The organism is Sphingobacterium sp. SGG-5, from assembly GCF_011043525.1.
In the GTDB taxonomy this organism is placed as follows: domain Bacteria; phylum Bacteroidota; class Bacteroidia; order Sphingobacteriales; family Sphingobacteriaceae; genus Sphingobacterium.
The window spans coordinates 83,808-106,632 of sequence record NZ_JAAKGO010000009.1 but is presented as its reverse complement, the minus strand read 5'-3'; the positions used below and the strand labels follow the sequence as shown (position 1 = coordinate 106,632).

Sequence of the window (22,825 nt, the reverse complement as noted above, 5' to 3'; positions counted from 1 at the left end):
ATTTTAATTGTTACCGCTTATAAAACGTTGGTTTTTTTCATCGGTATCCCCATATTTTTTTCGAATTTCCTCTAACCTTTTATGCATATCTTTCCTGACTTTGTGGTACTCGGGGTCATCGTACACATTTCTCATTTCTTTAGGATCCTTCTCCAAATCATACAATTCCCATTCATCAATATCATAGTAGAAATGAATAAGTTTGTAGCGTGTCGTTCGTATGCCATAATGCCGTTTGACCATATGGACGGACGGGTATTCGTAATACGTATAGTAAATCGCATCCCGCCAATGGGAATCCTTACCCGAAACAAGCTGTCGAAACGATTTGCCCTGCATATCTGCCGGGATGTCAACGCCTGCATAATTCAAGAACGTAGGAGCAAAATCCAGGTTCTGCACCAATGCATCTGTCACCGTCCCTGCCTTTATCTCCTTCGGGTAGCGAATCAAAAGAGGTGTTCGTAACGATTCTTCATACATGAACCGTTTGTCGAACCAGCCATGCTCGCCCAAGTAGAATCCCTGATCCGAGGTATACACCACGATGGTATTATCAGCAAGCCCGTTTTTTTCCAGATAGTCCAACAACTCCCCCACACCGTCATCCACCGAGCGGACGGTACGCAGGTAATCCTTAATGTACCGATTATATTTCCATAACGCGAGCTCCTTTCCGGTCAGCCCCGATCTGAGAAACTCCTGGTTCTTTGGCTCATAAGCTTCCATCCACATTTTACGCTGTGTTTCGTCCATACGGTTTAATGCCTTCGCAAAACCGGTCGGATTTCCATCAGGATCGGTTAGCAATTTAAAATCTATACCCCATTTCGCATGCGTGGCTAATTCCATCTCCTGTGTTCTGGCTGCCGTTCCCCGACCGGTATAATCATCAAAATAAGTCTCCGGGGGAGTAAACGTTGTGTCATCATATAGCGTTAAATACCGTGGAGCAGGTTGCCAATTCCGATGCGGAGCCTTCTGGTGATATAACAGGCAAAAAGGCTTATCTTTATCACGCTTCTTATCCAACCATTCTATGGCCAGATCTGTAGTAATTTCTGTCACATAACCATGAATCCGTTCCTTTTTACCGTTAACGATAAAATCAGGATTGTAATACTGGCCCTGCCCCGGCAATACTGCCGAATAATCGAATCCTTGGGGTAGTCCTGGTATATGAATCTTGCCTACCATAGCTGTTTGATAACCTGCTTGTTGCAGCAGTTTCGGAAAATTATCCTGATTCCAGTCAAATCGTCGTCTGTTATCCACTTTGCCGTTAACGAAACTATGTTTACCCGTAAGCAGCACAGCCCTACTCGGCGCACACAGCGAGTTTGTGACAGTAGCTCTAGTAAACAAAGCACCCTCCTGGGCAAGTCGGTCAATATTGGGTGTCTCATTCAAACCGAAACCATAAGCACCAATGGCCTGATAGGCGTGGTCATCGCTCATAATAAAAACGATATTAGGTCTTTTTTTCTCCTGATGCTGCGCGGAGGCATTCAATCCGACAAACCAGAATGATACACTAAATAGTAACAATGGTCGGATTCGTTTTATTTTCATCTGTCTGTAGTTTTATAGTTGATAGATAGATCGTTTGTCCGTATCTCCTTAAGCTTCTCTGCTACCACCTGCCTAAAGCGGTCGACAACGGGTTGGTAATGGGGATTATGGGCGAGGTTATTAAACTGCTTCTCATCGTATTCCATATCAAACAATTCCAATCCCTTCGATCCATCCTCACCATATTGAATAAATGCCCATTTATGTGATCGGACAAGAAAGGAAAATGTATTTCCCTTTTTTGAAACAGAAAACGCATAAGGACGTACTTCCTGCTTTGGACTATCAAGCACATTGACCAAACTTTTTCCTTGTATATGGGGTGAGGGTTTCAATCCCGCCAGTTCGGCAACGGTGGGATACAAATCCAGTAATTCTACCAATGAATTACACACTGCTGGTGCTTTTCCCGGCACCTTAATAACCAAAGGCACCCGGACCGATTCTTCCTTAAGGCTCACTTTCATCCAGAAGCGATGTTCCCCCAAGTGGAAACCGTGATCGGAGGTAAAAACAACGATCGTGTTTTCTTCGAGACCTTCATCACGTAATGTCCGGAGGACCTTCCCAACTTGTGCATCCATGAAGGCAACAGCGGCATAGTAACCAGCTATGGCCTTTTGTTCTTGCTCCTCCGACATCTGTGCGTTCACGCTGTTTACATAGTTGATACCCGGAGCGGGAATATCACCCCAATCGTTTACTACCCGTGGCGGCAACACGATTTGCTCATAAGGATAAGGGGCAAAATACCCCTTCGGCGCGACAAAAGGCACATGAGGCCTTACAAACCCCACCGCCAAAAAAAACGGCTCATGCTTATGTCTCCGGATAAGTTCACTTGCCTTTTCAGCAGTCTTACCATCGGCATGCGCTAAGTCGTCATCATCTGCTTTGACAATTGTCATGACATTTCCGCCTTTGCGCTCGATGAGTCCATCGGGATTGTTCTGTACCAATTCAGCTTCTCCAGATGCCTGCCACTCCGCAGCTTGGCTGTTGAAGGTTTCTGTCCAGGAAGCAGGATCATCTTTACCATCCGTTCCTTTTTCAATATCCCGAGGTATCCCCATATGAAAGATTTTACTCACCCGCGCTGTGTAATAACCACTTTCTTTAAACAGTTGAGGCAGGGATTTGCGACCAGTGCCAACCCGTTCCCTCCCACTCGTATAACCGAACGCTTTAGTGGCATGCGGATAGTAGCCGAAAAGTAAGGATGCTCGTGAAGGGCCGCAGACAGGAAATTGGCTATAGCCTCGGGTAAAACGTACGCCTTCAGTCGCTAACCTGTCGATATGCGGAGTATGAGACGATTGGTTTTCATAACACGACAAGGCGGTGGTTGTCAAGTCATCAGCAATGATAAACAATACGTTGTAATTACGCTGCGCATGACACGGTGTGCAGTTTAACGCTATTAAGGAAATTATGAATAGAACGAGAATACCTAATTGTTTCATTTTGATTTCACTTTCGTTATTGGTTATCTTTACGGCTATTTCCTGCCCCAGCTATTGCAAATGTAACGCTTCCAACTTTTCATCGAAAGCTAGGATAGTGTCCGTCAATTCTCTTACTTTGTTAGGATACTTTGCTGATAAATCGTTTAATTCTCCGATGTCACTTTTCAAATTGAATAATGATACCGGAAACGGCCCCTTCCTTTTAGCATTCCAGCCATTATTTTTAGAAAGATGCAATTTCCAGTCGCCCAAGCGAACCGCCTCAAGCTGTCCAGTCCGACCATAATAATAGAAAGGAACCTTTTCGAGCTTATATTGGTTCGGTTTAATTAACAATTCAGTAACATCTCTGCCATCTAACATGGCCTGATCCGGCAATTTACTTCCTGCTATGCTTGCAAAGGTGGGAAGCAAGTCCAATGTAGTCACTACGTCATCCGAAACACTATTTGGCGGGATATAATCGGGCCAAGTGATCACTGCGGGTACACGCTGTCCTCCTTCCCACGTTTGAGCCTTTTGCCCTCTCAATGGGCCCGAAGACCCGCCCGCACGTAAAACCGGACCGTTGTCTGAGGTAAAAATAAACAGTGTATTGTGATAAATTCCCTTCTCCTTCAATACCCTTACCAATTCACCTACACTCCAGTCAAGCTCAAGAATAACATCACCGTAAAGCCCTAATCCACTTTTCCCTTCAAAAGCACTAGAGACATGTAAGGGAGTGTGCGGCATATTATGTGCCAGGTAAATGAAAAATGGTGCGCTGCTTGTTTCCTTAATTATCCGAACGGCCTCTTCGGTATAACGACGTGTCAGATAGCGCTGATCAGGATCCGATTCTATTTTTTCCCGATTTCGGTACACGGGAAGTGGGGGTGATTGAAAACCATTACGCGCATAATAGTTGTTGTTCATATCGTTGGAATACGGAACGCCAAAAAAATAATCAAACCCATGATTATTAGGCATATATTTTTCCAAATGTCCCAAATGCCATTTCCCTATGCAGGCGGTTCGGTAACCGCTCTCTTTCAACATTTTTGCCATGGTATATTCCTTCGGTGACAGTCCCCCATCTGAATAGGGAAACAACACCGCATTATGCAAACCAACCCGTTTGGGATATTTACCGGTCAACAGCCCAGCCCGTGAAGGCGTACACACCGTTGCGGGTACGTAAAAATTAGAAAATCGAATACCGTCGGCCGCCAATGCATCCAAATTAGGTGTCTTATATTGGGATCCCGGATAACAGCCTACGTCACCGAAACCTTGGTCATCGGTAAAAAAGATAATGATATTTGGATGACTGCCGTGTGGAGATTTAACACGGGCTCCGACAGCTGGATTCTGTGCATGAGCCTCGCTAAAAAACAGCAGAAATAATAAAAACAGACTCTTGTGTATCATTTGCAACATAGTTAAGAAAAGTGGTGTCCGAAGAATCTGCTTCAAAATACCCGATATTCGCCGGTCAAATATTCATTCGCCTTTTCTTCCTTGAATTTGGCCGTTTCGGCATCCCAATGCAAGGTTTCGCCCGGGAAACGTCCCGCAATGGTACCCAACAGAATAGTCTCCGTGAGCCGTGAGGCATAATCAAACGGCGCCGAACATTCCCCTTTTCCCAAACAGGCATCCACAAACTGATGGTAATGCTTGGGACCTTCAGTCCGGTAGTTTCGGACGGGCATACCCAAACCATGTGCTTTACTTACCTTTTCTATTTCTTCAGAAATGTCAACGTACTTGCCTCCGACAATTTTCCGGGGAAGCTGCATAAAATGCGGCAGCAATAAGCGCCCCTTCTTACCCACAAACATGGCGCCTTGTTCCGGCAGTTCATTGTCGGCCGCTACCATCGGATCCAGCGACACTTTCCCCGGGGTATGCGCTTTCGCAGTTGACTGCTTTCGGTCTGTGCTAGTATCCATACCGGGTAACACCAATTCTTCGTGCAGGGGCGGTGCACCCGGCCCATCATACCAGACCCATTTTAGCGACCTAGTGGTGTATTTCGTGCCCGGGAACTCATAGGTTACGGTGTTATGCTCGGGAAAACTGAACCCATTGGCAGGCCTGCACGCGTTGGTGATAGTCCGCGGCACATCCAACTGTAGGGCATTGTAGGGCGTATCAAAAATATGCACACCCATATCACCCAGCGTACCGCAGCCATAGTCTAACAGTTTCCGCCAGGCCCCTGGGTGATACACCCCCTCCTTGTAGGGCGGTTTGGGTGAAGTTCCCGCCCACAGGTTCCAGTCCAGCTGTTCGGGTACTGGATCCTCACCTTTCGGCGGAGCCCCGTCATACCCATGGTTCTTCGGCGACCATGCGTGTACAGTATGTACTTTCCCGATGATGCCGGATTGGATCAAAAGGGTGGCCAGCCTGTAGTCATAAAAAGAGTGTACCTGAATACCCATCTGGGTAACCAACCCTTTTTCGGCAGCCAGTTTTTTCATCGCCCGCGATTCAGAGACATAGTGGGTGAGCGGTTTCTGGCAGTAGACGGGTTTGTTTAGCTGCATGGCCAACATGGAAGCCGGGGCGTGGGTATGATCAGGTGTGGATACGATGACCGCGTCAATTTCATTCCCCATTTCCTCCAACATAACACGGTAATCAAAAAATACGCGTGCCCGGGGATGGCGTTTGTGCGCGGCGGATAAATTCAGGGCATCCACGTCGCAAAGGGCCACGACATCAACACTCGGATGAGAAGCGATAGCCTTCAGATCCTGTCTCCCCATGTTCCCCACACCGATATGGGCAGTTCGTAAACGTCCTCCCTTTAGGGAAGCTTTCAACAAAGACGGGGCAAGCATGAACCCCAAAGCACCTATAGCACTTGTTTTTAAAAATTCGCGTTTATTCATGACTTGATACTGATAAATTATGTTTTTTAATCCTTATTTTTTTCTTTCTGAGCCAAATACACCTGTGTTTCCTTCGCTTTCACACGCTTTATTCATTTTTTTTCAACTATGTTGAACAATGTAAAATACAGTTAGTCCTTTTCCTGCCTCAATACCTGGCCATTCGCTTCCAACCGGATCTTCAGGTCGGCATAACTGATCTCCTGCACCGGCTTCCGTTCATTAATGGCATGCACTGCTGCGACGGCCGCGCTCTGGCCGAGAACCATAAAGACGGGTTCCATCCGGATCGAACCGAATGCAATATGGCTGGAAGAGACACAGACGGGGACCAATAAATTACTACATTCTTCCTGTTTGGGGATGATAGCCCGATAGCTGATGGGATAAGGCTTCTTGATCCGACAAGCTACGTTGCCCTCATTCCGAACGAAGCCGTCGGCATCAACATAACGCTGTACCATATGGGAATCCATCGTATAAGCCGCCATACCGATCGGATCATCTGCCACCCGCAGTCTTTCACAATCATGTTGGGTGATGACATAGTCACTTACCATGCGCCGAGCTTCGCGGATATACAATTGTTCCTGCCACCCGTCCTCGCGTTCGTACTCATCTTTGCACGTTCCCCAACGTGAAACCTCATCCCTGACTTGCTTGGGTATACGAGGGTGGTAAGCAAGTGTCCACATCAGTCCTTTTTGATATTCCCGGTGTGCTGCTATAATCCGCTCCCGCTCTTTGTAATCTGCCTCCGGATAAGCATAATTCTGACCGATAAAATTCGTAGACAGCCCTTTTTGATTATTGATATCCGTCTTCCTGTTGGGCATAGGGGTATTGATCCAGGGGATGATGGGATCCCCATAACCATACATTTTATCAATTCTTCCGTCTGGTGCTGCTTCATAGTTCCTGAATAACAGCTCGTAATATTGTTCATTATAGGTTTTCGGTTTTTCGAACGGAATCCTGTTTTCAGGCACATCAGTCAGCGTCATCCGAAAGCAATAGGCCTGGATTTTTTTGTCGCCTTGCCCCTCCACACCCGGACCGTCGGGATTGATCATCGGCAGAAGACCACTCGAAGGGTCCCCCTTTACCACATAAGGATCCACACCATCCACAAAATTATGAAAGCGGGCATTACGCGATACCAGGCCGGTGAGCGATAGATTGGTCTTATTAGCCTGTACGCCGTTGAGCGTCTCGCCGTATTTTCCGTTGGATTCCCGGCCGTAGGTATAAGATACACCTGCAGCGGCCATCAGATCACCTTCATACGTAGCGTCTATAAACATTTTGGCTTTATACGTCCCCCCTTCCAATGTCGTAATTTCAGTGATCACATTTCCTGCTTTCCTGACACCCTGTTTTCTGTCAAGCCGCTCACCCATACGGAGGACAATCTGCGCTTCGTTGATCATATCCTGATAGATTTTTAACGCAACCGATGGTTCAAAGGTCCACATCGCGTCTTCCCCGGGCTTGTTGCGCCAATTATTAGTCTTCTTACTCATGTATTCATCAGGTGTCTGCCACTTCCAGCTCGATGGTTTTCTATAATATGCTTTTATCCGTTGGTAAAACTCGCGGGCTATACCTCCTATCGCCTGTTTGTTGCCAATGTCTGTGGCCCCCAGACCTCCCGTGGTTAGTCCACCCAAATGTTTCGTCGGTTCTATGAGGACGACCGATTTCCCAAGTCGGGAAGCTTCAATAGCCGCTGTAATACCGGCGGAAGTTCCCCCGTAAACGCAGATATCGTAATCTTTTGCTTGCGCGAATGCGCTTTGCAACATAAAAATAAAACTACTTACTAAGATATAATAACGCATAAAACTAATTTAAATGATTCACGAACTGTTTTCCTTTCATTATGGCTTAAATACTTCCGTGTTGCGTTCGCTTTCGTTATTGGTCTACCAAAGATAAAAAATCCTCGGCTGCCATTTTCAAATAGCCTGGATTATTTGATCCATCCAAAACCCCTTGAACGACCTGGGTAAAAGGTGTTTTATTTACCGTATACAGCAGGTAGTTAATAGCCATCAGTGAAGCATGAATATTCGTTGACGAAATAGCCTTTTTAAGCACTATTTCACTTTCCGGATCGGCAAACACGTCATAGGCCACAGCTGCAGCTGTGATACGTGCCGGTAGATAGGTATCTTGCACAGCCTGAATAATTGCTTCTTTATATGTCATAAGAGTTGCCGCATCTTGGGACTTTAGCCCCAAAGCTGCCCAATAGCGCACAATTTTATTATCGCTGCGGAGCAGTTTCACCTGTTGTTCGGCAATCTCATTGCCCCGTTTCCCGGATAGTGACGCCGCAGCATAGATTTCCTTTAGCGGGTACTTATCCAAATCCAGCCGATACTGATATGCGTTTGTATGGTTATCCGCAATTGCAGCCAATTCATATTCAGGCAGAAACATGACATCACGCGATTGGATGACACAGGAATCAAGCCGTGTACGCATAGTCTTCATAATGGCATCATAGTCCGAATTGTACGCCAAGTTTTCCAACTCCCAAGGATCGGCCTGAATATCAAAAAGAAATTCGGCAGGCCGAGGGGCGAAAATCTGTTTTTGGATACCGGTCAACTTATCTGCCGCGAAGTCATGTCGCATGATTTTCTTGATTTTACCAATCTCCATATAACGGATATATCGGACCTCCGGCATAAAGGGCATATAATTTCGGGAATACAAATATCGGCCATCCACAATCGTCCGCACCATATCTATTCCATTTCCGGAGCGATCCGAAGAAAGTTCGAGGAATGCAGCGGGTTTAGAACGTTCGCTTCCTAATAATATCCGCCCTTTCATATACTCTGGCACTTCTCCCCCCACCAAGTTGATTAATGTCGGTGCAAGGTCTTCAAAAGAGACCAACTCATCGGTAATCAGACCTGCTCCCCAAGGCGATAAGTGTTCATACATAGGTGGAAACCAAACAATAAATGGGACACGGTAACCCAACCCAATACCGTTTGTTTTCCCCCGGGGCATACCTTCACCGTGATCTGCATAGAAGAAAATGATCGTACTGTCCATAAGCTTGTCCGCTTCCAGCCGTTTCAACAGTTCACCGATTCTATTATCCGTCAGTTTAATAGAATTGTACACCCGTGCAAATTCCCTACGCATCTCAGGACTATCCCGATAGATCGGTGGCATAGGAAAGGCATCGTCAGCAATGCGGTCGCTATCCGGCAGCTGGTCCCATACATTTTTTTTGTAGAATCGGTACGACATGGACATCGTACGCGACTGGTGGCTATCGTTAAAATTGAAAACAGCAAAAAACGGTTGACCAGGGTTGCGGTTCCACCAGCCTGCTGTATCGCTACTTTCATTCCATGCATTATTTGTGTATTTTCTAGTGTTTACAATGTTGTAATCGGTCTTGCTATTGTTGCTGGTGTGGTATCCCTTTTGTTGTAAGTAATACGGAAAGCCATGCATAAAATCAGGCACCGGATTCTTACTGCGGTGGTGTCCCGTCCCTGCCTCGAAGGTCCGCACACCGGTAATAATGGTAGTACGGCTTGGGGAACATACGGTGTTAGTCGAATATGCCTGGGTAAAACGCACACCCTCCGCTGCCAGCCGATCTATATTGGGCGTACTTGCATGTTGATTGCCGTAGCACCCGATAAACTGTGGAGAGGTGTCTTCGATGGTAATCCAAAGGACATTGGGTTTTGATTGTGCGTTGCATAATGTACAAGCCAAACCTAAAAATACGATCAGAAGCGGGGTGATAAGTCTTAATTGTTTCATAAAAATTCAACGTCTTATTCTTGAGGAACCAATAATATGGCATTTGCAGCTACACCTTCACCGTCACCTTTACCTAACACTTTTACATAAGGGCTCCCTGAGGGCTGTACATCAAACTCACCGATTTTCACCCATGTACTGCTACTCTGACCCACGATCTTAACATTGTTGAATCGCAGTGATACAGTTCTGCTTTCTTTTCCATCAAACAGTTCTAAGGCAATCTCTTTAGCTGTGACACCCTTTCTCCTTGGATAATAATAGTACGCGACATATTTACCAGGTGCGGCATGCTTGCCAAAATTGAATTTTACATATTCACCTGCACGGGTAGAAGTATTTAACATAAAATATTCCCCGTATCCTCTTTGCTTGGCTTTGGGCCAATTTCCGTTGACTTCGATCTGGTCTTTGTCTGATACCTGAACCAGAATATCTGGTTTGCGGAAGTCAGCCTTAGGGTTATCTTTCAAAACATTATGAATATCTTCCACCCGTACATCCTGCACGGCAACACCTTTGTCTATAGCTAAACAAGCCGCTACGGCAGCAGACTGTCCCATGACCATAAAAACCGGTTCCATTCGGATAGATCCAAATGCAATATGTGACGCCGAAAGACATACAGGTACCATCAAATTATCGACTTCACTTCGCTTTGGCACGATAGACCGATAAGAAATCGGGAAAGGAGGAAATCCGCCAACTTCCACATTCCCTTCGTTCTTAACCATACCATTTACAACTATTCGTTGCGTATTATGGCTATCCATGGAGTATGCTGCATAGGCAATAGCGTCCGGCACCACTTCCTTCCCCACACAATTCCGCTCGGTCATTACATAGTCACTGACCATCCGGCGGGCTTCCCGAACATAAAGTTGGGGAGTGAAATGACCATTTTCCTCAAATTCATCTTTCGGATAACCCCATTTACGAACAAAGTTCCTCAAATTTCCTGGCACTCTGGGATCAGATGTATAGAAGTATAACAACCCTTTGGTATAACTTACCTGATCATCATATATTTTTTTTCTTTCATGGTAAGATGCTTCAGGATAAGCATGACTACCTCCGATATAATCTGTAGAAAACGCTCCTCGATTATTTACGTCGGTTTTACGATTGGGCATACGGCTCCAGATAAAATAATTGGTAAAACTACGCTTCTTAGGTTGTGCCTCAAATAATCGGGCAAGGAGTTCATATTTCGTCGAATCGTAATCTGCCGGCCTGCTGATCGGAATCTGGTTTTCTACACTATCTGTCAGCGTAAGCCTGAAATTATAAGCCTGAACCAGCTTGTCACCGGATCCTCTCTCTTTAAGCGTGCCTTCCTGTACGCCGAAGACCAATCCACTACCGGGGTCTCCCGGGACAACATACGGACTAACATTATCGGGAAACTGGTGTTTACCGGAACGTTCCGCATAGTATTTTGCCATATAAACCCCGTTATAGGTTTCGCCATATTGTTCGTTCGACTCTCGTCCAACGGTATAAGACACGCCTGCCTTAGCCATCAAATCGCCTTCATACGTACAATCCAGGAATATCTTCGCCCGTATTCTCATTTCCTTGCTGTTCTTTTGATCCAGATTAGTGACGGTAATTTCCCGGATGCTACGTAGGTCTTTTTTGACATTAACTAACTGATGTTGATAAACAACTTCTATCTTCGCTTTTTTTATATAGTCGTGAAATAGGGCCAATGCAGCTTTTGGCTCAAAAGTCCAGTTTTCAAAATTTCCATAGTGGATTCCTAACTTTCGGTAAAAATCCAAAGCCACTCCTGTAACCACGTACTTATTACCAATATCTGTTTGTCCTAAACCTCCGGAACTAAGTCCCCCCAGTCTTCCCCCAGGTTCAATGATAATCACCTTCTTGCCGGCATTGGCCGCAGTATACGCCGCAATGACGCCTGCCGATGTACCTCCATAGATACAAAGGTCTGTAGAAATATCCCGCACTTTCTGACCCAAACTCCACATGGGTAGCAGGAGCAACAAAATCAGGGCATTAAAAATATTATTCGTCACACCACATTTTAATCTTACTGTTTTCATCATAATATATTAATCTTATCGTTTCTTTATCATTTCGTCAATCCCATTTTTCTCAAAGCATTTTCATTCCCCCAACACGGTACTTCAATCCGATTTCGTGGGTATTGTTAGAAATACGCCTATTTGACGTTGTGGCTCCAGGGTTTATCTGATAGCTGTAGCCGACACCAAAGTTGCCAACATTGAACTGCAGCAGGCCCGAGACATCTCCCTGACTCTGTATGCCCACGCCTAAGCCAAACTTACGGGCAAAAAAGGCCAATACATTGGCGTCAAAACGAGGACCGATACTTTCCATTTGGCTGACGATACACGACGGGCGGATATGGAATCCTTCGTCAACTTGGAATAAAGCCCCTGCCGTAATATAGTAGACTTGACGGAAGTCATAATCCAAATCATTTTTGTTCCTCGACAACATAAAGCGAGGTACTGAAATACCGACATAGTATTTATTTTCCCGGAAATAAGAGGTTCCTAAACTTACAATGCCTTGGCTCTGTTGAATATCTTGTGCAAAAGAGGGGTCGCTCGGATCCAATTTCGAATAATTTCCCGCATGCATCAGAATGCCCCCCCCCACAGAAAGGCCGATATACTCGTCCTCACCTAAGCGTACCGCAGAGGCTATATAACCGCTTAATTCACGATCACGCACCACGCCGATATTCACTTGCTTCACGTCCGCCCCTACCGTTATTCCAAGACGTTGAATGCCAACATGACCACTCGCCCAATAAGCTTTTGGAGCACCATCCAATTCAGCCCATTGCCAACGACTCAATAAGGCTGCTCCACCATCCGGATCCATCAGACTCAATGATCCGTTAAACGAATTACGCAATTGTCCAAACTGATTGTAACTGAGACCATGCTGAGCTTTCCCAAAATAAGGAAAAGGTAACAATACAGCTATATATAATAGAATATTAAAGTATCTTTTCATTGTCTTCTGTTTTTACTAATTCCTCTTCACCACGAAATAACCTTTCACCCGCTCCGTTCTATTCCTGATATTGGCTTCTATGATATAGAAGTACGTATCATCTTGCACCTTTTGGCCAGTGAATACATGCTGTCCATTATCATAGCCCTGTATTTCGGTGACCACATGCCCCTGTCTATCGAAAATAGTGACCTTATTGTCTGGATAATCCGCGATATTTTCGATATGTAGGAAGTCATTGATCCCATCACCATTTGGAGAGAGAGCAGGGTGCACCGCCACTTGAAGTTTTGCATCATTAAATATACGAATGGTGCGTACAACTGTTTCAGCAGCCTCGTAGTTGTTGTTCCCCTCTTGAGAAGCAGTAATTGTCATTGTTCCCAGCCGATACAGGTATAAATTGCCATCTTCGCGAATTTCTCCCAGCTGGGTATCTTCCACTGTCAAAGTCACCGGAAGACCGCTATCCGATGTAGCCGAAATAGGTAAGGATATTGCATTGAGTGGCAAGCGTTCGGATACGGTGAAATTAATCACTTGAAGGCCTTTACCAATCTCAAAATTTGCTCCCGTGAACGATATAATTTCATAATTAGCAGAAGAAAGGGTGCCTTGGCCGATAGGATATATCCCTATCTCCTCTCCAGCCGTTCGTTCTAAGGCGCCTGAAAAGGCCTCTACACCATCATTGTTCACTAATCCATCGACCACAGCAAAAGTCAGTTCGGGATCTTCACTGCCGTACGTCTTGCTCTGGCCGGGATTTACGACAACAACAACATCCTTTTTAGCGACACTCACCTCAAATACAACAGTAGTCGATTCAAAATTCTCCGTTTCGGCCATGGTAAACGTAACGTATCCTACACCTGCCATACGCGTCGTGACAGCCGAAAGATCGGCCACATCCAATACCTCATCTCCCGCTGTAAAGCTAGCAGTTATCACAGACTCGGTGTCCGTGTTGTTGTGTGTAATTTGCAGATTTCCGATATCACCGTACGTGAGATTCAATCCCGTGTTTAGATCAATGGCGGCACCATTCCAGGATGCATGCATATCGACTAAAGTCTTACCTATCCGGACATGTACGTCTACAGCGGCATTATCCGGATCGGTATTGGTAAACCAGAGCTGACCTGCTGGATCCGGCACCAATACTGGTACTCGGAATACATATTCATTGCCTAATATGGACGAATCGTATGTTCCGCCGGATAGCTGTATCCAATTATCTGTATTTGGATCCAATGGTACATTCATGATGGTATTGTCCCGCGTCATTGCCTTGGCCACAAAAGCCGGAGCGACATGAGGTATATCGGCCAAGTCCGTACCAACAGGAACGACCTTCGTTAACTGTTCGATAGACTCAACATCTTGGAAGCTGGTTTCAAAAGCACCTATATCGATAATTCCACCTTGCATACGATTATTGTCATCCAAATCCATAGCCACTGTATTCGACACATTACTACCGGCGTTAATGGCTGGACTGCCCGCCCGTAAGCGGTAATCACCGCCACCATTAGGGGCATCACCTGGTGTCAACGGTGACACAAAGAGATCTTCAGCTGTAAGCGATGAGAAGTCTCCCGGGATATTCACACCGGCATCTGCTCCCTTAATTAGATTGTGACTGCTATTGGCATTAATCGTAGCGATATCATTCACATCCGCTCCCGATCCATTGCCCCAGATAATACTGTTGTATAATGTCGGTAAACTCTCCGCATCTCGGTTTTCTAAACCGCTACCGGCGTTGGTAATCCGCTTATTACCTGTGATCGTAACATTGACCAGTATCGGGCTGCTTTTGATATTAGCCATACCCCCTGCAGCATTATTGGATTGATTACCCCGGATCAGCACATTTGTCAATGTCGGATGGCTATCCGTATGGTTCAGCATCCCGCCACCGACAGGGCCATTGCTTCCCTGTATAATGACATTCGTATAGGTCGGAGAACTTCCGTTATAATTAAGTACCCCCCCAGCCCAGTTGGCCGTAGCATGGCCCGAAACAATTAGGTTCGAAAAGGTCGCATTGCCGGCATCATTATAAATACCACCGCCACTCCGGCTCGGCAATCTCGGTTGTCCGCTGCCGTTGGATAGTCCCCCTGTGAGGATAAACCCATCCAATACAGCCGTTGCATCCACACCCGAACCATTCACGATCGTATAGCTGTTTTCCCCCTCTATCTGATCTCTATTCGTAATCACCCCGTCTACGCCGGTGTCGTTATTGTCGATATCACCCGACAGGATCGTCGCGTTTGTCTGCCAGTCACGCTGGGTCAGTGTAGTCTCTGTACCTGCAAACCCTCCATAGATTTCTACACCATTGGCCAACTGAAAAGTCGCGTCACGGTCTGATGGATCACTTGTGGGTTTGTAAATACCTTCTGCTACCCAGATCTGCAGGGAGCCATTGGCCGCAACATCCCAGTTATCCTTTGTCCAACTTAGTGCATCACGCAACTCCGGAACAGCATTATCCCAGCTATTCCCCATTCCAGTCCCTGTACTGCTCTGTTTTACGTAGACGGTATTGTTATTTGGCACAATAATGGGTACGGTATTGCCTTCCTGCACCTCATATACTCCTAAGTCAACTATCCCATCACGTATACGAGCGTTGCTTAGTATATCGTTCGGTAGATTAACAATGGCATTGCTACCGGCGTTAATGGCTGGGCTGCCCGCCCGTAAGCGATAATCACCATCACCATTAGGAGCATCTCCTGGTGTCAACGGTGACACAAAGAGATCTTCAGCTGTGAGCGATGAGAAGTCTCCCGGGATATTCACACCGGCATCTGCTCCCTTAATTAGATTGTGACTGCTATTGGCATTAATCGTAGCGATATCATTCACATCCGCTCCCGATCCATTGCCCCAGATAATACTGTTGTATAATGTCGGTAAACTCTCCGCATCTCTGTTTTCTAAACCGCTACCGGCGCCATTGACCCGCTCATTACCGGTGATCGTAACGTTGACCAGTATCGGGCTGCTTGCGATATTGGCCATACCCCCTGCAGCATTACTGCGATTACCCCGGATCAGCACATTCGTCAATATAGGGTGGCTATCCGTATGGTTCAACATTCCGCCGCCGACAAGGCCATTGCAGCCCTGTATGATCACATTCGTATAGGTCGGTGAACTTCCATTAAAATTAAGTACCCCCCCTGCCCAGTTGGCCGTAGCATGTCCCGAAACAAGCAGGTTCGAAAAGGTCGCATTGCCGGCATCATTATAAATACCACCGCCACTCCGGCTCGGCAATCTCGGTTGTCCGCTGCCGTTGGATAGTCCCCCTGTGAGGATAAACCCATCTAATACAGCCGTTGCATTCACACCCGAACCATTCACGATCGTATAGCTGTTTTCCCCTTCTATCTGATCTCTATTCGTGATCACCCCATCCACCCCGGTATCGTTGTTGTCGATATCGCCAGACAGGATCGTCGCGTTTGTCTGCCAGTTCCGTTGGGTCAACGTAGTCTCTGTACCTGTAAACCCTCCATAGATCTCTACACCATTGGCCAACTGAAAAGTCGCATCACGGTCTGATGGATCACTTGTGGGTTTGTAAATACCTTCTGCTACCCAGATCTGCAGGGAGCCGTTGGCCGCAACATTCCAATTATCCTTTGCCCATTGCAACGCTGTAGACAGTTCTGGTATGGCATTGTTCCAACTGTCTCCGGATTCATTTCCACCACTGACATTTCCACGCACAAAGAGGACGTCATCAATGACCGGAGCATGCTGTACCTCGTAGGCTCCTAAATCTACATTATCATCAATTATCCGAAGTTTATCATCGATGTCTGTACTCTTTTCCACAAACGCATTGTTTCCGGCGTTGATGGCAGGACTATTTTCGCGCAATCTGTAATCACCTGCCCCTGTAGGGGTTTCAGATGAATTTTTCGGAGATTCGAAAAGTATTGAAGCTGTAAGTCCCGAAAAATCACCTGCTATATTTACCTCAGACCGGCCTCCATTTATTAAATTATGGCTGCTGTTGGAGGCTATCCTATTAACATCATTCACATCGTCACCGGGACCATTACTCCATACTATGCTGTTATAGAGACTAATTTCTCCATTTTCAATGAAGATCCCAGCTCCGGGATTGGGATTACCTTGTCCATCGATAGTAGTCCGACGATTGCCTGTAATGGTCACATTACGTAAGGTGCCGGTAGCCGCACCTGCCACGTGAAATCCTCCTGCACCATTGCTGGATTGATTACCACTGATCAATACGTTATCCAGTACAGGGTCACTATCGGTACGGTTATACACAGCTCCCCCTCCTCCAGCACTATTGGCGCAGATAGTTACATTGGTGAATGTCGGTGTACTCGTGTGTATCCATACTCCACCGCCGTGGTTGGTCGCGACATTACCTTGAATAACAAGGTTGGTTAATACCGGACTACCATTCCGGATATACATTCCACCACCACTACGTCTATTCGACAGTGGTTGATTCTGCGAATGGTCGGACTGTCCGCCAGTAACAATGAAGCCATCCAATTTCGCCGTATTATTGAGATAAGGCTCAACAGCATTCCAAGCGGTTACTACGGTATAGCTATTGAACCCCTGAATCTGTGTAAGTGGATTAGAGATAATACTTTCCATATCATTTTTGTCAATATCACCAGACAGGATAGTAGGATTCTTCCTCCAGTTTCTTTGCGCTAACGTAGTCTCCGCACCCGTACCACTGAATCCACCGTAAATCTCTACGTCATTCACCAATTGAAATGTTGCTTCTCGATACACGAGACGGTTTTCCTCCGAAAGGTTCGCATAATCCGTTGGTACAGTAGTAGGGTTATACATTCCCATTGCGACCCATATCTGCAGCGAGCCATTGGTTCCCGCATCCCAATTATCTTTTGCCCATTGCAGCACTCCGGCAAGATCTGTAGAAGCATTCGTCCAACTGTCACCTGAACTATTTCCTCCCGTAACATTAGCATCGACGTAAAGCACATTCGCCGTCGGTATGTATTGTCCAAATAGGTCTGACGCTCCGAATAGGGACATCAATAAGAAAACTATCAGCAATTTCAGGGACTTACCCTGTATAGATCGTCTTGCCGTTGTTATCAACCACCGGTGAATCAATCGGTTCTGTATAGAATAGACATACAACATAATTGTTATTATAAATTTATAATTCAGTTAGTTTTTTAATATTAATGATAGCCGTCATTCTGTCCATGCTTCTTCAACCCCGGATTTCTATCCATCTCATCCAATGGATACGGCCAAGTATACACCTTAGGACGTGTATATTTCTTACGTGTGTTGGCGGGTGGGTACATCGGATATACTTTTTCGACAAGAATATCCCAGCGTTTCAGGTCGAAAAAGCGTTGGTGCTCCAGTGCAAACTCCCAACGTCGCTCATCTTGAATACGCAGGCGCATTTCATCCTGTGTGAGTCCTTCGGGATAATGTGGCATGTCCAGCCTGTCTCGGATCGCATTGACAGCATCATATATACTTTGATCCGGAGCCCCCAACACTTCATTCTGTGCTTCAGCATACATGAGCAAGACATCCGCGTAGCGGATTACATAATAATTCTGAGGTCCCCCATAATCATATTGTTGGCTAGATATCCAAGAATACTTCTTGGCCGCAAAACTCGTATTCATATTATTGGTATTGATGTTCCAATACACGTCACCATTGGATTTGACATCTTCTCTGGTATAAAGCGTTGCCCTCAAACGTGGATCACGATCTTTAAACCGATCATTGGTGCTTCCTTGTGGGTGGGCATCTCCGTAAATCGTCCCCGATATCGCTGGACGTCCATCGACAAAAAGGTAAGAGTCCGCCAGATCACGGGATGGTCTCCAGAAGTTGGAAGGAATCCGAGGCGCCAGTAATGTATCGACCTGTACTGAAAAACTTTCTCCCTGATCAAATACATCACCTTCAAAATTGATCTCAAAAAGGCTTTCGGAAGAAAACTCTCCGTCCGGGGTAAACAATTTGCCATAATCCGGATGGAGGGTGTAAATCTTTTCAGCAATAATATCACCAAAAGCATCCGCCGCATGCTGATAATCGTCCTCCAACAAGTAGAATTTACCCAATAAAGCTTGCGCAGCGCCCCGCGGGATTCGTCCTCTTTCCGATAATGGCACCAGAGGAGGAAGATTCGGAATGATATCGGCTTTCAGTTCTGTGACAAAGTGTGCGACAAGGTCGACCTGACGCATCGGCCCAACAGGCGTATCAAATGGACCTATAGGCTCCATATAAAGCGGCACGTCGCCCCAAAGTGCCGTTAGATCATGGTAGGCATACGCTTTCAAAAACATGGCTTCGGCTACAATCCTTTTCCGTGACTCGTCAGAAATGGCTTCTACCGGCATGATATCGACATTACGGATGACTTCGTTGGCTCTGTGTACCACGTTGTAGTAATTCTGCCAAAAATTACGCACCTGACCAGTTTGTGCATGGTGAGCTTCCAGCTCAAAATCTAACCATCCCTGATTTTGACTGGTCTGCGCATTATCCGTTACATGGTCAAACTCACGGTATTTCTTACCCATCAAAGCATTGACCTGATAGGCACTAAACACACCCGCAAGACCATAAAGGGCGTCTTGCTCGGTCTTCCAGAAGTTTTTCTCCCCCATATTATTAGGGTCTTCAAGATACAGATCACAGGAAACGGTAAGCAAAATCATCATCCAGATGCAGCAGCCTAAAAATATCCTTTTCATTTCTTTCATCGTATTATGTAATAAAGATACCCTCATAAAAATATGTCTATTAAAATCCAACATTTACACCGACCGTTACAACTTTCGTCTGCGGGAATGCTGTGTTTGCCGCCTCATTGGATCTCCTTTCGGGATCGATCTGATCAATCAGGTCCGTAAAGGTCAGCAAGTTCTTGCCCGAAAAAAACACACGAAATTTCGAAAGTTTATACCTGTTGACCAGAGCAGTAGGAAAAGAATAACCCAATTCTACATTTCTAAGTCGCAGGTAGGATGCATCATGGATCCAAAAAGTAGAGGTAAGGTTTGCACCGGAACGAGCACCACCTCGGTCCATTTTCGGCCATGTTCCTTCCGGATTATCTACAGCATGATAGCGATTGTCCCACCACTCTCGCCAAAAGTTCAAGGCCACTGCATCACCCGGTCTGTTTCCCCAATCTCGAATGTAAATTACCTTGTCCTGTACACCCTGTAACAAAAAGTTAAAGCTGAGTCCTTTATAATTGAATCCTCCCCTGATACCGTAAGTCCAGGGAATATTGGATGACCCTAAAACAGCACGATCCTTTTCATCAATAAGGCCGTCGTGATTAATATCTTTGAACATCAAGTGGCCGATTCCCCCGTTTCCGTTGAATGTGTATTGCTTGTCTTCTTCCGTTTTGGCTATGCCATCTACAACATAACCAAAGAAGGAATTGAACTCTTCTCCCTCCCTCAGGATAAATGGATCAGATATTGTTTCCTCACCATTTAAGGACAAGATTTTGTTTTTATTAAGCGACAAATTACCACCTATATGGAAATTTACCGCAGATCTTTTGGGGCTGTGACGATACAACGCTGTAAATTCCCAGCCGCGATTAGAAACCTTGGCCACATTCTGCACAGCCGGACGCGGTGTCCCAAAAGACGGCGGTAATGGCACCCGATATAATATTCCATCCGTAAGACGATCGTACCAGTCAACCGTGAGTTCTATTCTTTTCTTAAATAGCATCATATCCAGTCCGGCTCCAGTCGTCGCGGTTTCTTCCCATGAAATATTTTCGTTGGCAAAGGCTGTAATAGCTGCTCCCGGCACTACCTCTCCACCAAAATAATAGTAGTTTTCCAAATCCAACGTTTGCTGATGTACATAATTTCCGGTAGGGTCCACCCGGGTCTGCGTACGTTCCATCTTATCATTGGCCACTTTACCCCATCCTCCCCTGAATTTCAGTTCCTGGACAAAATCATTAAGCCCCCAGTTCGAGAAGAATTTTTCCCGTGACAGCATCCAACCTGCCGAAACCGAAGGAAGTATAGCGTACTGCTTCGTGGGAGGAAATCGAGACGATCCATCTGCACGTACATTAGACTCGAAGAAGTATCGGTTTTTGAATGCATAGTTGACGCGTCCAAAGAATGACTGTAGCCTTACAACATTCAAGAGCCCCCTAGCACTGATATTGGAGGTCGCCCTATCCAACACTTGCTGTTCATTATTTGGAAAGCCAGAACCAGAGGTTATACGCCTGTCTATGTTATTTTGCACAAATTCATACCCCAATAAAAAAGTAAAACGGTTCTGTCTATTGGGCGAATAGTTGTAATTAGCGGTCTGCGACACTTGTACCTGTCTGTTTCTAACTTCCCGGATCGTTAAAGTATTGGTGTTTTTATAAGCTGCTCCTGCCGCAACATCTCCATTCGGTGCATGGAAAGCATAGGTAGGATTGAATGTTTCCATCTCCCGTGTATTATTCCGAATAGAAACCTGCGATCGCAAGAGCAGATTTTTGATAGGCTTAAGCTCTAAAGAAGGGGCAAAATTATCTTGGATAAAGTATTCGTCGGTTCTCCCGATCTCCGCCATTAGGCGCGCTGGTAGAATAGTGACTTCCGTGTAGGGGTTGTATACTCCCCAATCGCCATTAGCATAATGAAGAGGCGTAATGGGATATGTTCTATACAGGCGATTCATGACCATACGTACCCCTCCTACTCCCCCATGTTTTCCCTGTTTGCTTCCCGAAACGGTGAATCCCAACCTTACCTTTGGAGAAATGTGTACCGCCATAGATGATCGGTAGTTCACACGATTGCTCGTGTTATTCACGATGATCCCACCTTGATCCTGAAAGCCTAAGGAGCCCGTAAACTTAATTACCTTTGTTCCTCCCGATACGGAGAGGCTATGACTATGATGCAACGCTTTGTGAAATACATCCGGGACAGGATTGTAGTCAGAAAACTGATCCGTATAGATTCCATTCTTTACATTTTCAATCGCCCAATCCGGGAATAGCGTCCCTGCTGACGCTTCATTATGCAACGTCATCCATTGCCACGCATTGACAAATTTTGGCTTCACCGTTGCATCCTGAACGCCCGCCCAACTGTTCAGCGTAAATCTAAAATTTCCCTCGACCGGTGCTTTTGTTGTAACTAATATGACGCCGTTAGCACCTCTAGCGCCATATATCGCTGTAGAAGAAGCATCTTTAAGCACAGAAATGGAAGCAATTTCGTGTACACCGAGGACAGATAGGTCTTCAAGTGTAGACTGCACACCGTCTATGACAACCAATGGAGCAGCATCATTTAATGTACCGGTCCCGCGTATTGTAACCTCACTTCCTTCATCATCTCCCCCTGGCATACCACTACCCTCTATAACCGTCAATCCCGCAACCCGACCTGCCAACATATCCACGACACTAGATTGTGGGGCATTTTCGATATCTTCCACATCGACCGTAGCAATCGCATTAGTCACATCCGAACGCTTCTGCGTACCGTATCCTACAACTACAACCTCCTCTAAAGACTCCATACTGACACTCATCTGCACATTGACTGTTCTGCTATCGCCAAGTCGAATCTCCTGGGACATGTACCCTACTCTCGAAAACACTAAAACCTCACCTTTTTTCGCTCTGATTTTATACATTCCGTCGGCATCGGTAAAGGTCCCTCCAATGACTCCTTTTCGCTGTACGCTTATAGAAGGTAAAGGTTGACCTTCACTGTCTGTCACCTTACCCGAGAATACAGGTATTTGACTTTCGTTGGCCATATGATTAAGCTCCATTCCCAAAATTTGAACTGCAGGTAGCACCACTATTGCCAGACAGATGAAACAAGCACTGATAAAATAAACAGGAGGTGAAACAATAGCTTTAATAAATAACTTATTCATTTAGTTTAAAATTAGTCTTTCCAAAATCAACCGGTAATATTTGGTTTTGCTTCTTACAAAACTGACACAACTCTAGTAAAATTATGTCTCAAAAAACGGATATATTTATCTCAATTT

General features: G+C 45.8%; 11 protein-coding genes. All 11 read right to left on the bottom strand.

Translation table 11 applies throughout. From position 1 onward, the window contains the following. Positions 1–3: 3 nt before the first annotated feature. The 11 genes from G5B30_RS14425 to G5B30_RS14375 all read right to left on the bottom strand — a co-directional run bounded on the left by G5B30_RS14425 (position 4) and on the right by G5B30_RS14375 (position 22,708). On the bottom strand, positions 4–1,572 hold the full coding sequence (locus G5B30_RS14425) for a sulfatase (RefSeq protein WP_165320702.1): 1,569 nt from the start codon (positions 1,570–1,572) through the stop codon (positions 4–6). After that, the gene (locus G5B30_RS14420) at positions 1,569–3,035 is read right to left on the bottom strand and encodes a sulfatase (protein ID WP_165320701.1); all 1,467 of its coding nucleotides are present in this window, start codon (positions 3,033–3,035) and stop codon (positions 1,569–1,571) included. The genes G5B30_RS14425 and G5B30_RS14420 overlap by 4 nt, the downstream gene beginning before the upstream one ends. Before the next feature lie 51 nt (positions 3,036–3,086). Then, a complete protein-coding gene (locus G5B30_RS14415) occupies positions 3,087–4,451 on the bottom strand; it encodes a sulfatase (RefSeq protein WP_165320700.1) in 1,365 nt (454 codons plus the stop codon). Positions 4,452–4,492: 41 nt separating this feature from the next. Continuing rightward, positions 4,493–5,923: a Gfo/Idh/MocA family protein gene (locus tag G5B30_RS14410; RefSeq protein ID WP_206367139.1), complete on the bottom strand. Its 1,431-nt coding sequence runs from the start codon at positions 5,921–5,923 to the stop codon at positions 4,493–4,495. Positions 5,924–6,054: 131 nt separating this feature from the next. Then, positions 6,055–7,764, bottom strand: coding sequence for an FAD-dependent oxidoreductase (locus G5B30_RS14405; protein ID WP_165320699.1), 1,710 nt, complete (start codon positions 7,762–7,764; stop codon positions 6,055–6,057). Positions 7,765–7,840: 76 nt separating this feature from the next. Continuing rightward, a complete protein-coding gene (locus tag G5B30_RS14400; protein ID WP_165320698.1) occupies positions 7,841–9,724 on the bottom strand; it encodes a sulfatase in 1,884 nt (627 codons plus the stop codon). 14 nt (positions 9,725–9,738) lie between these two features. Next, positions 9,739–11,796, bottom strand: a complete 2,058-nt coding sequence (locus tag G5B30_RS14395) for an FAD-dependent oxidoreductase (protein ID WP_240903226.1) — start codon at positions 11,794–11,796, stop codon at positions 9,739–9,741. 49 nt (positions 11,797–11,845) lie between these two features. Beyond that, complete coding sequence (locus G5B30_RS14390) at positions 11,846–12,739, bottom strand: PorP/SprF family type IX secretion system membrane protein (RefSeq protein WP_165320697.1); 894 nt, start codon at positions 12,737–12,739, stop codon at positions 11,846–11,848. A 15-nt stretch (positions 12,740–12,754) separates the two neighbouring features. After that, positions 12,755–17,929, bottom strand: coding sequence for a choice-of-anchor Q domain-containing protein (locus tag G5B30_RS14385; protein WP_165320696.1), 5,175 nt, complete (start codon positions 17,927–17,929; stop codon positions 12,755–12,757). 41 nt (positions 17,930–17,970) lie between these two features. Then, positions 17,971–19,521 carry a RagB/SusD family nutrient uptake outer membrane protein gene (locus G5B30_RS14380; RefSeq protein WP_165320695.1) on the bottom strand — a complete coding sequence of 517 codons (1,551 nt, stop codon included), beginning with the start codon at positions 19,519–19,521 and terminating at the stop codon, positions 17,971–17,973. A gap of 49 nt (positions 19,522–19,570) precedes the next feature. Next, the gene (locus tag G5B30_RS14375) at positions 19,571–22,708 is read right to left on the bottom strand and encodes a SusC/RagA family TonB-linked outer membrane protein (RefSeq protein WP_165320694.1); all 3,138 of its coding nucleotides are present in this window, start codon (positions 22,706–22,708) and stop codon (positions 19,571–19,573) included. Positions 22,709–22,825: the final 117 nt, after the last annotated feature.